This is a genomic window from Pseudomonas tremae (assembly GCF_023278125.1).
Classification (GTDB): domain Bacteria; phylum Pseudomonadota; class Gammaproteobacteria; order Pseudomonadales; family Pseudomonadaceae; genus Aquipseudomonas; species Aquipseudomonas tremae.
Map to the genome: position 1 here is coordinate 177,779 of NZ_CP066270.1, position 12,222 is coordinate 190,000.

Sequence of the window (12,222 nt, forward strand, 5' to 3'; positions counted from 1 at the left end):
GATATAGAGGTGTCTGATGACCAAGCAACGCCGTACCTTCTCCGCTGAATTCAAACGTGAGGCCGCAGGCCTCGTGCTCGATCAAGGTTATAGCCATGTCGAAGCTTCTCGCTCGCTTGGAGTGGTCGAGTCTGCGCTGCGTCGCTGGGTTAGCCAGCTCCAGCAGGAGCGCAATGGCGTGACGCCTCAGAGCAAAGCCCTGACGCCCGAGCAGCAGAAAATTCAGGAGCTGGAAGCGCGCATCGCTCGTCTTGAGCGGGAGAAATCCATTTTAAAAAAGGCTACCGCGCTCTTGATGTCGGAAGAACACGAGCGCTTGCGCTGATCGATCAGCTAGGTGCCCATGAGCCGATCGAATTGCTGTGCGAGATGTTCGAGACACCTCGCTCGTGCTACTACGACCATTGCCAGCGGCGTCGGGCTCCAGACACCGAGCGGGTTCGTTTACTCAGTCGAGTCAATGAGCTGTTCGGGCAAAGTCGAAGCGCTGCTGGCAGCCGCAGTATCGTTTCGGTATTGCAGGAAGATGGCGAGCAAATTGGCCGGTTCAAGGTACGTGGCCTGATGCGGGAACTGGGATTAATCAGCAAGCAACCTGGCTCTCATGCTTATAAAAAAGCAACAGTGGAGAGGCCTGACATTCCGAACATTTTGAATCGGCAGTTCGATGTACCCGCGCCCAATCAGGTTTGGTGTGGCGACATCACCTACATCTGGGCGCAAGGAAAATGGCATTACCTGGCGGTGGTTATGGATCTTTATGCGCGTCGGGTGGTGGGCTGGGCGTTTTCAAACAAACCGGACACGGACTTGGTCATCAAGGCGCTGGACATGGCTTATGAGCAACGCGGCAAGCCTCAGGGCCTGCTGTTTCACTCAGATCAGGGCTCCCAATATGGGAGCCGACAGTTTCGCCAGCGGCTTTGGCGATACCGCATGCGCCAGAGCATGAGTCGCCGAGGTAATTGCTACGACAACTCGCCGATGGAGCGTGTATTCCGCAGCTTGAAAACCGAGTGGATACCCGCCGTGGGCTACATGACGGCCCAAGAGGCACAGCGGGATATCAGTCATTATCTGATGCATCGCTACAACTGGGTTCGGCCACACCAGTTCAATAATGGACTGGCACCCGCTCAGTACGAGAAAAAACTTAACGTCGTGTCCGGGATCAGTTGACCACTACAACATGTCCTAACCACTCTTCAAGTCCGACACCGCCTGACGTGACATTTAGGCGCTCAAGCAGTGAGTCAAATCGCTTATCTAGCCCCTCCAGTATGCTTAAGCATTGTTGAACAAGCTCAACGGCCAAGCTGTTGGTAGCAATAGTGAAGGCGCTTCCAGCTATAGAATAACGTTTAGGATCCTGAAGCAGCTCTATAAAGACGAGAAGCACTAGGTCTCCAAAGCTATATTCAGACGCTCCTCCAGAAGTAAGCAGACCTCGCTCAGCGATGTCCTGGTACAGGTCTGGAACATCACTCGGGATACAGCCAACTATATCAGCAATGATTTTCTCAAACTCTTCGGTTATCGCTTGACTGGTATATACTTTCCGCCCTGTCAAAGTCGCAGGGGCTTGAACAATAACCGCTTGCAAGTGCTGATCGATTGAGAGCTTAGAAAGAGGGATGCTCCGATCGAAAACGACATCTCGCAGCGCTATCAGTCGTTTACGCAGCATATCTGAGAAATTTTTCACATCGCCAGCCTGGGATATCCAATCAGGAGAGCTGCAAGCATCCCGTGCCGACTCATCCAGCTTGAGTGCGGCCTCAATCCAAGCCAAACGTAGTGCACGCGTCAAATCGTCTTTTGCTTCCAACTTGGAGAATGGATTGAAATCATTGACACGTGCCAGCGCTGCCTTTAGAAATTTATCGGGCAGAAGCCCAGCAGCCTTAGGCAGGTTACCAATCACCAATCGGAGTAAGTGTTGACCCAATTCCATGCGTACCCTCCATTATCAGATCGTTAAGTATTAGGGAGTCTACCTGTACCAAGCACCGCCCGTCGCAAACGTACAGGGAATACGTCTTGCGCTGGCAGCCAGAGAAACACAACGCCTGACGCCCGAACGGATACGGTGTGTTCGCCATCCGCTTGCGCGGAAACACCCATTGCAGCCCTTTGGTATCGGCAGAGATCGGCCAGCCGCAGAAGTGTTCGGACTATCCCTTTATGTAGATCGGGATAGCTAAAAACGGTAGCCATAAATGGAAAACGTTGATCAGGCCGAGAGAAATTGCAGCGCTGATCCGCAAAATCGGCGTGCGTCAGAGTTAGTAGGTTCAGCGATGAAGCCGTCAACTCCTTGCCATTACCACGCAAGTCGATTACATGAGCGCACGATGAAGGTGTGGCTCTATCCTTTGGTGATAAACGCAAGGGTAGCGCTGCAATGCTGATACATAGCTAACGGCGGAAAATATCCTAATATTTCGCAGATGCACCAGGATCTGCACCCCTGCTCGCACCGGCTTTCGCATTAAAAGGCAAGCGTCTCGGGATCGGCGGCGTAGACGCAATCCACCCTGGATTGGCATATGCGCCAATCGTCCACTCGTTTCATTTTCGTGTTGGGGTAAATTCCTGAAGTTTTGTAGCCCATGAGAGGTGTTTCAAAACCACCTGAAATCTTTCCTGATCGATCAAAAAAAGGTCATCTTGACCCCTTATGAAACGAGGTAAGCGCGAGGGGGCACGTCCAAAGGCTGCGCACCCCGTAAACTTTAGCTTTCAAAGACAGAGTCGATTTTGAAACAAATTTTATTGGAGTCTGTGAAAGACAGCGTCAACCCTTGATACCCTGTCGCGCGCCTCTCGCAGGTGCGCTTCTCGAAAACGGGCACACCAATCAGATTGGGTGCCCGTTTTTGTATGCGTCATGTGGTACCGATTACGCGCCTGCACTGCCTGCGAGAATTGTCCTACTCGTTTTCGTATCAATACCTTCCTGAAACCCAGCTCTGCCTGACTTCTTCTTGTTGCGCTTTCCCCTAGAGTGCGGCCTTTGCTGCACCCCTTAAAACCACTCTTGGGAAATCTCAAATGAAAACGCTCTCGAAGTTTGCTGCTGTTGCGGCCCTGATCGCTACGACCAGCGGCTGTGTCAGCTACAACGTCAGCCAGCCAAGCGTCCCGCTTGAAGGCAGTGTCAAGACTGACCTGAAGGCGGACGTCAAGGTCGGCGGCACCATCAGCGGCGAGTCCTCCACCAATGTGCTGTTCAATTTCCTGAGCTTTGGCGGCGATAGCCAGTTTGCCGATGGCGTGACTTACGGTGGCTCGAGTGGCGGCGGCCTGGGTCTGTCCCTGCCTGATCCTGTCTCGAGCGCCAAGGCAGCTGCTGCGTACAAGGCTGTCAAATCTTCGGGTGCCGATCTGATCGTTGCGCCGCGCTACGAAGTCAGCGTTCAGGACTACTTCATCTTCAAGAAGGTCAACGTGAAAGTGACCGGCAGCAAAGGCAGCATCAACAGCATTCGCTGATGCAGTCGCGGTGCTGCTTCCCACGTGAAGCAGCATCCGGATATAAGAAAAGGTTTAATGTGCCGATCTCCGTCGAAATAGATGTTTTTATGCAGGGTTTTGTGGGTAAACCGCTACACTGTCATGAATCTCCAGTATCCGGACAACCGGACCTGGTCTGAGCCGAGGCCTGTATGAAATTTCGCTTTCTTCTTTGGATGTTGGGCCGGCTTATGGCCCGCGCCAGTCGAGACAATCCCGATTTCCAGCAGCAGTTGGCTGGCAAGAACCTGACCTTCCAGTTACAGACTACAGATGGCAAGGTCGCACGCCACTTCGTGGTAGAGGACCAGCGTATTCGCAGTGCGAGCGGTATGGTCGCTGATCCTGACTTTGCCATTGCGTTTCGTGATTCAGCGTATGGCTTCGCTACGCTGCAGGCAAAAAACAAGCAGTTGGCTTTCATGAGGGGAATTCAGGACAAGGACATCCAGATCAAGGGCAGCCCGGCCCTGGTGATCTGGTTCCAGGGCCTGACCAAATACCTCAAGCCCAGGAAGAAAGAAGCTTGATCATGGCAGTTGCAGGCCACCCGCTGCCTTATGCAACGCGCGAAGGTGTTCGCCCATCTGTTTTAGGTTAGCTTCGTTGGCCGTAATTTCTTTGGCTCGGTCGGGCTCCAGCAATGCGCGTACTTCCTTGTCTAGATCACCTGTCAGGCGCTTGAGCTGTTTTTGCCGCTGGCTGCTTTCCGCTTCCAGACGCTGCCATTCGCTCGCCTGTGGCAAGCCGTAGCCGCCGCTGCCCAGAAGTTCTGCCGGACGACTCAGGAACCCGCTGTTGGCAAGAATCTCCTGTAGCGTCGTGGTTGCCTTGGAGACTCTGCCATCCTTCAGTTCTCGCGCACCTAGGTAGCGTTGCTTCACTTCATCCTGAGCCAGCAGCAGTTGTCGGCGCAGGCTGGCCTGTTCCAGCAAAAGGATAGCGGCACTGGTTTGCAGGTCAGCCTTGTCAAACCACTGGCTGCGTTCGCTTGCCGGTAGCGTCAGCCACTCTTCCACCGTGTCCTGTTTGATCGGTAAATGTTTCTTCAGCACTTCGAACATCGCCTGATAGCGATCACGGTAGGAATCGAATCGATAGCCCAGACGCAGAGCTTCCTTGGGATCGTCCAGCACGCTGGTGTCGGCCAGGCCTCGGCCTTTCAGAACTTCCAGCAAGCCGTTGGGCAGAATGCTGTCCAGACCGACGAGCTTGGGGTTGTGGGTACCGCTACGCAGCAGCTTGAGGTTTTCAACGGCGCAATTATTCGACAGGAAGTAGTAGTTACCGTCATAGCTCCAGTGCATCTCGGCTGCATGCTGGACCAGCCCTTCGATTTCCGGGCGTGACAACTTGATCGGCACCGACGCAAGGCTGCGCAACTCGGTCTTGGTGTATTCGTCGATGACCTGAGCCAGCGGAAGCACAAAAAGCCGTGAGGGGTAGGCGCCCATCAGGCCATCCCAGCTCGAAAGCTGCACGTCGCCCACAAACGCCCGGTAAGACAACACCAGGTGCTGGTCCAGGTCGAGGCGGCAATCCGGGCCGCGTGGACGGCCGGGTTTGCAGATCACCAGGCGCAACATGCTGTGGCCCCAACGGCTGGCCCAGTTCTGATTGGCCTCGGCCAGCAGGTAGTCCACTGCATAGACGCGTTCCGGGTCCAGCTTGCCGAGCGGTTCTCGGCCGAAGTCGTTACCGGCATTCAGATACGGGTAGAACGTAGGGCACTCGGCTCGTGCGGCAGGCGCCCAGCCAAAGCGCTCCTTGTAATAGGCATAGAGCGCCGGGCGACGGCAGGCGTAAGCCGGGTCGAGCAGGAAATACTCCATGTTGACCGCCACAAATTCCAGCGGGCTGGTGGTCTCGTAGATATCGGGACTGCGTGCAACCTGGCCGTTATGTGCCTCGCGATCACCGCGCCGTCCGACATATTGCTGCCAGCCTGCAAGGTCCAGCAGGCGCGGGTCATCGCTCAGGGTAAAGCGCCGCTCGGTCTGGCCGCGGCAGTTGTCCGGGAGGCCGACCTTGCCCAGTGAGCTGCCGCGCGATGCGCAACGAAACAAGACCGTCCGCTCGGCCGCTGACCATAGGCGAGCGCGGTCATATACGTGCGTCAGCTCATGCAGGACGGTGGCGAGAAGTTCGCGGCGAACGGTGCCGTGGGGCCTTCCTGTCTGGGCGGTGGCGGCGGAGCCGTCGGTCAAGGAAGCCAGCAGATGGCTATTGAGGTACAGCTGATAAGGACCGGCAGCCTGGCCATAGGCATTTTGCGGCATGTCGCCGGACCAGGTGACTTCGACGGTTCTGTCCAGGGCCTCGACGAAGCTGGGCGGCAATGCCTGCATGGCTTCGTCGAGTAGCGTCTGGCTGGCTTGCTGTTGGGCGGCGTCAAGGCCATCGGTGTGCAGTTCCAGCTTCAGGCTGGCGAAAGCATGCGTTGTGGCCAGCGACAATGCGCCAGCAAGCAGCCAGGCGCGAAGTCGCCTCACAATGCGAGGATTGCTTCAGCCAGGGTCTGGTCGCTGGCACCACGTGCTTCCGGCACGCGGGTACGCAGCGTATCGAAGGCTGCGTCGAGTTGCGCGCCGTGGATATCGCCACCGCTGGCCACGTAGCTGGCGGCGTCGTCCTTGGCCTGGATCACAACCTTGGAGTCACGGATCGATGTAGTGGTGTCGGAAGTGAAGTCGATGGTACGGCCGAACGCACGAACAATGATGTTGCTTGTGGCGACCACAGTCTGGGCCTGAGCAAGATCGGCCAGCAACAGCAGGCCAAGGGAAGCAGCAATCAGCGGGGTACGCATGTAGTGACGTCTCCAGTTACGCAAAGAGGGGAAAGTGGCTATTGGACGAGGATTGCCTGCGCCAGTTCAAGGTCGCTGGCGTGAAGTTTTGCGTCCGCTTGGCGCAGGGTGTGCAAGGCCGCCTCGAGCCTCGCGCCGCGCATGTGTCCGTCGCTTGCAACAAACACGGCAGCGTCATCCCGGGCAGCCATGATCAGTTTGTTATCAAACGGCGCCGTCGTGATCTGACTGGTGGCATAGCCAGTCTTTACCAGCCCTTGAGTGGTTGTATCGAACGCCTGAACCTGACTGACAAACATCAGGCTGGCAAGCGCTGCAATAGGCAGAAGATGCAGTAAGCGCATGGCTTTCACGGAGCGAAAAAACAAGCGTCAAGGCTAGCGCAATGCTCCGGCCAGAGCTACCCCGGCCGGATCACCGATAGCTTCGAGAAGTTTCTCAGATGGTCAGGATGGCCTGTGCCAACTGGTCGTCGGTGGCTTGCAGTTCAGGAAGCTGCTGGCGAATGTGCTGCAGTGCGCTTTCCAGTTGCGCCCCACGAATTTCGCCGGAGCTGGCCACGAAGCTGGCTGCATCCCCACGCGCGGCCTGAACAATTTTGTCGTCTTTCAATGAGGAGGACAAATTGGACGTGGCGCGGGTCGATGCGTTGAATGCATCGACCAATGCATCGGTGGTCACGATGAAGCTGGAGGCGTGGGCGCCTGCCGCAGCGGTCAACAGAAGGGCAGCGCCAAGGTTACGTAGCAGAGACATGATCGAATTCCATTGTGGACAAAAGGGCACAGGCTGCTTGCGAAGCCAAAGGGCTGATATAGAGCGCTAGACTATCCCACCGATACAGCACTTGTCATAACTGTCAGTGACGCTCTATCGACTGATCGTCGAGAATGGGCATCTGTACTGCTTATTTAGAGGGTTTTTTGAAACTGTACCGGTATTGGTATATTGGCTTGATCTCTTCCATAAACGACAAAACCCGCCTCGATTTCCCGAGACGGGTTTTGTGTGAAGCAATTCGGGGTGCTGGTGGGAGACCTTTGAAGGCCTGGGACCAGCGAGCGCTAAGTTAGCGCCAGAACGGCTTGCTCAGCTCTTCGTAACGCTGCGATTCGCTGATACCGGCGTCAGCCAGCAAGCGTGAATCCAGACGAGCCAGTTGATGGCGGCTGGACAGGCGACGCTGCCAGAGCATCAGGTTGGCGAATACGCGCAGAGGCAAAGAAGCTTTTGCGGAGTTGACGGTGCTTTCGCTGAACAGATCGGAACTGAGTGTACGTTCCATGGTGTGACTTCCTTCCGCTTGTGGCGGCATAAGTGAGTTGCTTGACTGGTGCCCATTTTCCTCGCACGCGTCCAGATTCCATAGGCACAGTTCACTTGTATTGTGCTGGTTCAGTTAACTGTTAAAGAGCACTGTTTTGTTCATAAATGGGGCAACTGTACCGGTCGGCACACTTATGGTGCGTTTTGTGGGCCATTGTGGTGAATATCGCCTTTTCTGGCAGTTTTATGACCGGTACAGAAGTACAGTTTTAATGAAAGCGCAGCAGGTCAGTTAGCGGGTGGTACAGAAAAGCGTGTATTCACTTCAAACTGTCCTGCCTATACCGGCAGCATTCGTCCTGTCTCCTCAAGGTTGATGTGCCAACTCAGTGCTTCGCGCAGAATGTGTGGCGTGTGCCCACCGAGTGCGCACGCTGCGCTGAAATAAGCGTCGAGGGCCTCCCTGAAGTCCGGATGCACGCAGTTGTCAATGATCACTCTGGCGCGTTCGCGTGGTGCCAGGCCGCGCAGATCTGCCAGGCCTTGTTCGGTGACCAGAATGTCGACATCGTGCTCGGTATGATCAACGTGACTGACCATCGGCACCACGCTGGAAATCGCGCCGCCCTTGGCAATCGATTTGGTGACGAAGATCGCCAGATGCGCATTGCGAGAGAAGTCACCGGAACCGCCGATCCCGTTCATCATTCGCGTTCCGCAAATGTGAGTGGAGTTGACGTTGCCGTACAGGTCGAATTCCAATGCGGTGTTGATCCCGATGATCCCCAGGCGACGAATGACCTCCGGGTGATTGGAAATTTCCTGAGGTCGCAGCACCAGTCTCGATTTGTAACGGTTGAAGTCGGCAAAGACTTCAGCATGTTTGGCGGCCGACAGAGTCATGGAGCTTCCTGAAGCGAAGGTCAGTTTGCCGGCGTCGAACAGGTCGAACGTTGAATCCTGCAGCACTTCCGAGTACATGGTCAGGTCGTTGAAAGGCGATGCCAGCAGGCCGTGCATAACAGCGTTGGCGATATTGCCGATGCCGGCCTGCAGTGGCATCAGCTTGTCGGTCAGCCGGTCCTCGCGCACTTCTTTCTTGAAGAACTCGACCAGGTGATTGGCGATCGCCTGAGTGTCAGCGTCCGGTGGCGTGACGGTGGAGGGTGAGTCGGGCTGGTTGCTGATGACGATGCCGACAATCTTCGCCGGGTCGATCTTCACCGCATGACTGCCGATACGCGAGTCTGCCTCAAGCACCGGGATGGGCAGGCGAGTGGGGCGGTAGCTGGGGATGTAGATGTCGTGCAGGCCTTCCAGCTCAAGAGGCTGGGAAAGGTTGATTTCCACGATGACCTGTTTGGCGAGGATGGCGAAGCTGGCCGAGTTGCCCACGGAGGTGCTGAGCACCAGATGCCCTTCTTCGGTGATCGCGACGCACTCGATGACCGCCAGGTCCACAGCCTTGATCTGCCGGTTGCGCAGCATTTCAACGGTGTCCGACAAATGCTGGTCAATGAACATCACAGTGCCGTTGTTGATGGCTTTGCGCAGGGTGCTGTCGACCTGAAAGGGCATGCGTCGGGAAAGTACACCGGACTCAGTCAGTTGCTTGTCCAGGTCGTTGCCCAGACTGGCGCCGGTCATCAGGCTGATTTTCAGCGGTGTCACTTTGGCGCGCTCGGCCAGTGCGTGAGGCACTGCTTTGGCTTCGCCTGCGCGGGTGAAGCCGCTCATGCCGACGGTCATGCCATCTTCAATCAGCGCGGCAGCGTCGGCTGCGCTCATGACCTTGCTCATCAGGGAGGGCAGGCGGATACGGTCAGGGTACATGGGGTCTGTCTCTGGGTGGCAGCAAAGCGACAAGTCTAGAGCGTCGGGCGGGATTCGTCCTGCTACCAAGGTCGCATTGGAGGGCTCTAATTAAAGGCTTCCAGCACAAAACACTGTTACCTGAAATGCAAAAGGCTGCGCGTGGAGCGGCCTGACCTCGCAGTTGCCGGCAGCGCTATGCCCTCTTGAGCGGCTTGATGTTGTCCTTGGGCAGCTGATAGTTGCGGGCCTGCCCGACCAGCCAGTCTCGAAACGCGGAGAGGGACGCTGACTCGACTTTGCGTTCTGGAATCATTAGGTGATAAGCCTTGGTGTCGGGCAGTGACCGAGGATTGGCGATTACCAGGCGCTGTTCGTGCAATTCGCGCTGGATCAGAAAGGGCGGGATCAGCGCTACGCCCATGTCGTGCATCGCCGCCTGCGCGAGCATCGAGAACAGCTCGTAACGAGGCCCTGTCATGTCGCGTGCCACATCCTGGTTTTGCGCGTTGAACCACTGGCGCCATGCGTAGGGTCGGGTCGTTTGCTGAAGCAGCGGGAGCTCGGCCAGTTCAGTTGCCGTCAGGCTGGCCCGCCCGTTCAGAAACGACGGGCTGCACACGGGCATGGAGTTTTCGCCCATCAATCGGTGCGACTCGGTGCCTGACCAGTCGGCATCGCCAAAGTAGATCGCAGCATCGAAGTCAGTGTCAGCGAAAAGGAAAGGGCGCGTACGGTTGGTCAGGTGAACCGTAACGTCAGGGTGCTTGTGCTGGAAATCCTTAAGGCGCGGCAACAACCATTGAGTACCGAAGGTGGGAACTACCGCCAGCTCGATTGCATTGGCGCCCTGCTGACCCATGACCGATAGCGTGTCTCGCTCGACGGCGTCCAACTGCTGGGCAACGCGTCTGCTGTATGAAAGCCCTGCTTCTGTCAGCTTTACGCCGCGTCGAGAGCGTCGAAACAGCTCGATGCCAAGATACACTTCCAGCCCGCCGATCTGCCGACACACAGCGCCTTGGGTCAGGGACAGCTCGTGCGCCGCCTTGGTGAAGCTCTCGTGCCGCGCTGCTGCCTCGAAACTCACCAGTGCGGTCGTGCTGGGTATCTTGCGTCTCATGTACTTTCTTCTCACTGGTATTTTCAGCAAAGCGCTTTAATAACGGCTTCGGAGTGAGAAATTAGCACAACACCTTGATAAAACCTCGTTTGTCGCGGGACTGAGCCGGGTCTAGGATCGTTACAAGACTTTTCGACTGGATACGAGGAACGGGCATGAGCGGCAAGGCAAGCTTCAACTGGATCGATCCATTGCTTCTGGATCAGCAGCTCACCGAAGAAGAGCGCATGGTTCGCGACACTGCAGAGCAATTCGCCCAGAGCAAGCTAGCCCCGCGCGTGCTGGAAGCGTTTCGTCACGAGAAGACCGACCCGGCGATTTTTCGCGAAATGGGAGAAGTGGGCCTGTTAGGCGCGACGATCCCTGAAGAATTCGGCGGCAGCGGTTTGAATTATGTCTGTTACGGGCTGATCGCTCGTGAGGTAGAGCGTGTCGATTCGGGCTATCGATCGATGATGAGCGTTCAGTCCTCGCTGGTGATGGTGCCGATCAATGAGTTTGGTACTCAAGCCCAGAAAGAGAAGTACCTGCCCAAACTGGCATCGGGCGAGTGGATTGGGTGTTTCGGTCTGACCGAGCCGGATCACGGCTCCGACCCAGGTGCGATGATCACTCGAGCGCGCAGTGTCGAGGGCGGCTATCGCTTGAGCGGCAGCAAGATGTGGATCACTAACAGCCCGATAGCGGATGTGTTTGTGGTGTGGGCCAAAGACGATGCAGGCGACATTCGCGGTTTCGTTCTCGAGAAAGGCTGGGCCGGGCTGAGCGCTCCGGCCATTCATGGCAAGGTCGGTTTGCGTGCGTCGATCACTGGCGAGATCGTCATGGATAACGTATTTGTGCCCGAAGAAAACATCTTCCCGGACGTGCGCGGGCTCAAAGGGCCTTTTACCTGCCTCAACTCAGCGCGTTATGGCATTTCCTGGGGGGCGTTGGGGGCGGCGGAGTTCTGCTGGCACACTGCTCGGCAGTACACGCTTGACCGCCAACAATTCGGACGGCCGCTGGCAGCTAATCAGCTGATTCAGAAAAAGCTCGCGGACATGCAGACCGAAATCACACTGGCGCTGCAAGGCTGCTTGCGCCTGGGCCGGATGAAAGATGAAGGCTCGGCTGCTGTGGAAATTACCTCGATCATGAAGCGCAACTCCTGCGGCAAATCGCTGGATATCGCGCGTTTGGCTCGTGACATGCTGGGCGGTAACGGCATCTCGGACGAGTTTGGTATTGCAAGGCATCTGGTCAACCTTGAGGTGGTGAATACTTATGAAGGGACGCATGACGTGCATGCGTTGATTCTGGGGCGTGCGCAGACCGGTATTCAGGCCTTCTATTAAGGAGGGCCGATCATGGGTGCGCTTTCACATATAAGGGTGCTTGACCTGTCACGTGTTCTGGCCGGGCCTTGGGCCGGGCAGATCCTTGCCGACCTCGGGGCTGATGTCATCAAGGTCGAACGGCCGGGTTGCGGGGACGATACGCGTGCGTGGGGGCCGCCGTTTCTGCAGAACCCCGCCGGGCAGAACACGACTGAGACGGCTTATTACCTGTCTGCCAATCGCAACAAGCAATCGGTCACTATCGATTTCACGCGTCCTGAAGGGCAGCGCCTGGTGCGCGAGTTGGCGGCGAAATCCGACATCGTGATCGAAAACTTCAAAGTCGGTGGCTTGGCGGCCTATGGGCTGGACTATGA

At 56.6% G+C, this 12,222-nt stretch carries 13 protein-coding genes (1 of these 13 running past the window's edge); 5 read left to right on the forward strand and 8 right to left on the reverse strand.

Annotation, left to right across the window (positions count from 1 at the left end):
- The first annotated feature begins 16 nt into the window (after positions 1–16).
- Positions 17–1,179, forward strand: a protein-coding gene (locus I9H09_RS00760) for an IS3 family transposase (RefSeq protein WP_122346372.1) whose coding sequence is annotated in 2 segments (ribosomal slippage) — positions 17–272 and positions 272–1,179 — 1,164 coding nt in all. Because the reading frame shifts where the segments join, the coding sequence is not laid out codon by codon here.
- Here I9H09_RS00760 and I9H09_RS00765 read toward each other — a convergent pair.
- Complete coding sequence (locus I9H09_RS00765; protein WP_236502584.1) at positions 1,172–1,954, reverse strand: hypothetical protein; 783 nt, start codon at positions 1,952–1,954, stop codon at positions 1,172–1,174. The genes I9H09_RS00760 and I9H09_RS00765 overlap by 8 nt on opposite strands.
- Before the next feature lie 1,100 nt (positions 1,955–3,054).
- Between I9H09_RS00765 and I9H09_RS00770 the strand changes: the two genes are divergently transcribed.
- Both I9H09_RS00770 and I9H09_RS00775 read left to right on the forward strand, forming a co-directional pair.
- A complete protein-coding gene (locus tag I9H09_RS00770; RefSeq protein ID WP_005895135.1) occupies positions 3,055–3,495 on the forward strand; it encodes a hypothetical protein in 441 nt (146 codons plus the stop codon).
- Positions 3,496–3,668: 173 nt separating this feature from the next.
- Positions 3,669–4,046, forward strand: a complete 378-nt coding sequence (locus tag I9H09_RS00775) for an SCP2 sterol-binding domain-containing protein (protein WP_005895137.1) — start codon at positions 3,669–3,671, stop codon at positions 4,044–4,046.
- Here the strand turns inward: I9H09_RS00775 and I9H09_RS00780 are convergent, their stop codons facing one another.
- From I9H09_RS00780 to I9H09_RS00810, 7 genes are all read right to left on the reverse strand, one after another.
- Positions 4,047–6,008, reverse strand: a complete 1,962-nt coding sequence (locus tag I9H09_RS00780; RefSeq protein WP_005895139.1) for a DUF7844 domain-containing protein — start codon at positions 6,006–6,008, stop codon at positions 4,047–4,049.
- The gene (locus tag I9H09_RS00785; protein WP_005895141.1) at positions 6,005–6,325 is read right to left on the reverse strand and encodes a DUF2388 domain-containing protein; all 321 of its coding nucleotides are present in this window, start codon (positions 6,323–6,325) and stop codon (positions 6,005–6,007) included. Before I9H09_RS00785 ends, I9H09_RS00780 begins: the two co-directional genes overlap by 4 nt.
- A 38-nt stretch (positions 6,326–6,363) precedes the next feature.
- Positions 6,364–6,669: a DUF2388 domain-containing protein gene (locus I9H09_RS00790; RefSeq protein ID WP_122311317.1), complete on the reverse strand. Its 306-nt coding sequence runs from the start codon at positions 6,667–6,669 to the stop codon at positions 6,364–6,366.
- A 94-nt stretch (positions 6,670–6,763) separates the two neighbouring features.
- Positions 6,764–7,081, reverse strand: coding sequence for a DUF2388 domain-containing protein (locus tag I9H09_RS00795; protein ID WP_005895144.1), 318 nt, complete (start codon positions 7,079–7,081; stop codon positions 6,764–6,766).
- A gap of 313 nt (positions 7,082–7,394) precedes the next feature.
- Complete coding sequence (locus I9H09_RS00800) at positions 7,395–7,610, reverse strand: DUF1127 domain-containing protein (protein ID WP_005895146.1); 216 nt, start codon at positions 7,608–7,610, stop codon at positions 7,395–7,397.
- 320 nt (positions 7,611–7,930) lie between these two features.
- The gene (gene scpC / locus I9H09_RS00805) at positions 7,931–9,424 is read right to left on the reverse strand and encodes a succinyl-CoA:acetate CoA-transferase ScpC (protein ID WP_005895147.1); all 1,494 of its coding nucleotides are present in this window, start codon (positions 9,422–9,424) and stop codon (positions 7,931–7,933) included.
- A gap of 175 nt (positions 9,425–9,599) precedes the next feature.
- Positions 9,600–10,526 carry a LysR family transcriptional regulator gene (locus I9H09_RS00810; protein ID WP_122347779.1) on the reverse strand — a complete coding sequence of 309 codons (927 nt, stop codon included), beginning with the start codon at positions 10,524–10,526 and terminating at the stop codon, positions 9,600–9,602.
- Positions 10,527–10,681: 155 nt separating this feature from the next.
- Between I9H09_RS00810 and I9H09_RS00815 the strand changes: the two genes are divergently transcribed.
- Together I9H09_RS00815 and I9H09_RS00820 are read left to right on the forward strand one after the other, a co-directional pair.
- On the forward strand, positions 10,682–11,863 hold the full coding sequence (locus I9H09_RS00815) for an acyl-CoA dehydrogenase (RefSeq protein ID WP_005895151.1): 1,182 nt from the start codon (positions 10,682–10,684) through the stop codon (positions 11,861–11,863).
- 9 nt (positions 11,864–11,872) lie between these two features.
- Positions 11,873–12,222: the 5' portion of a CaiB/BaiF CoA transferase family protein gene (locus tag I9H09_RS00820; RefSeq protein WP_183130953.1), read on the forward strand. It continues 874 nt past the right edge of the window; only the first 350 of its 1,224 coding nucleotides appear in the window; its start codon is at positions 11,873–11,875; its stop codon lies beyond the right edge, outside the window.